This window comes from Tenacibaculum sp. M341 (assembly GCF_004337695.1).
Taxonomy (GTDB): domain Bacteria; phylum Bacteroidota; class Bacteroidia; order Flavobacteriales; family Flavobacteriaceae; genus Polaribacter.
The window spans coordinates 1-906 of sequence record NZ_SJXJ01000060.1 but is presented as its reverse complement, the minus strand read 5'-3'; the positions used below and the strand labels follow the sequence as shown (position 1 = coordinate 906).

The window sequence follows — 906 nt, the reverse complement described above, 5'->3', positions numbered from 1 at the left end:
ATGATGTTTGTCAGACGGCAACTTTAACAATCACTGTTACAGGTCCAGATAGTGATGGAGATGGAGTAGTAGATGCACAAGATTTAGATGATGATAATGATGGAATTTTAGATACAGCAGAAGCTAACGGACAACCAGATCCAAGCGCCGATGCAGACAATGATGGGATTCCAAACTATTTAGATACAGATATTGGAGCAGATGGAAACGGAGATGGCGTTGTAGATGCTTACGATGCAGATGGAGATGGTGTTCCAAATCACTTAGATTTAGATAGTGATAACGACGGAATTTACGATGTTGTAGAAACAGGAGGAACTGATGCAGACGGAGATGGAACAGCAGATGATACAGATGGAGATGCCACAAACAATGATGGAATTCCAAGTACAGCAGGAACAGGAGTAGCAACACCAACTGATAGTGATAGTGGAACGGATCCAAATAGTCCAGACTTCTTAGATACGGATAGTGATGGAGATGGATGTAATGATGCCGATGAAGCTTTCGGAACCGCTACAGCAGATGCAGACGATAATGGAACATACGGAAGTGGAGTTTTAACATTAGGATCAGGAGTTGATGCAGATGGAACGGTAACCGCAGCAGATTATTCAACAGGAAGTAATTCAGATGTTACTACAGCAGGACCAGATTTAGATGGAGATGGTATTGCAACGGTTTGTGATATGGATGATGATAATGATGGAAATCCAGACACAAGTGATACGAATCCAAATGCACCAACTGTAGCAGATGATACAGCTACAGTAGATGCAGGAACGCCAGTTACAACGAATGTTTTAACCAATGATGATTATTTAGGAGATACAGATCCAAATAATACAGGAAACACGATTTTATATCAAACAGGAGGAACAGCCGCAGGTACAGTAAGTATTGATC

Annotated in this window: 1 pseudogene; it reads left to right on the top strand. The window is 41.4% G+C overall.

From position 1 onward, the window contains the following. A pseudogene (locus tag EYW44_RS22385) lies at positions 1-906 on the top strand (hypothetical protein); the annotation flags it as partial.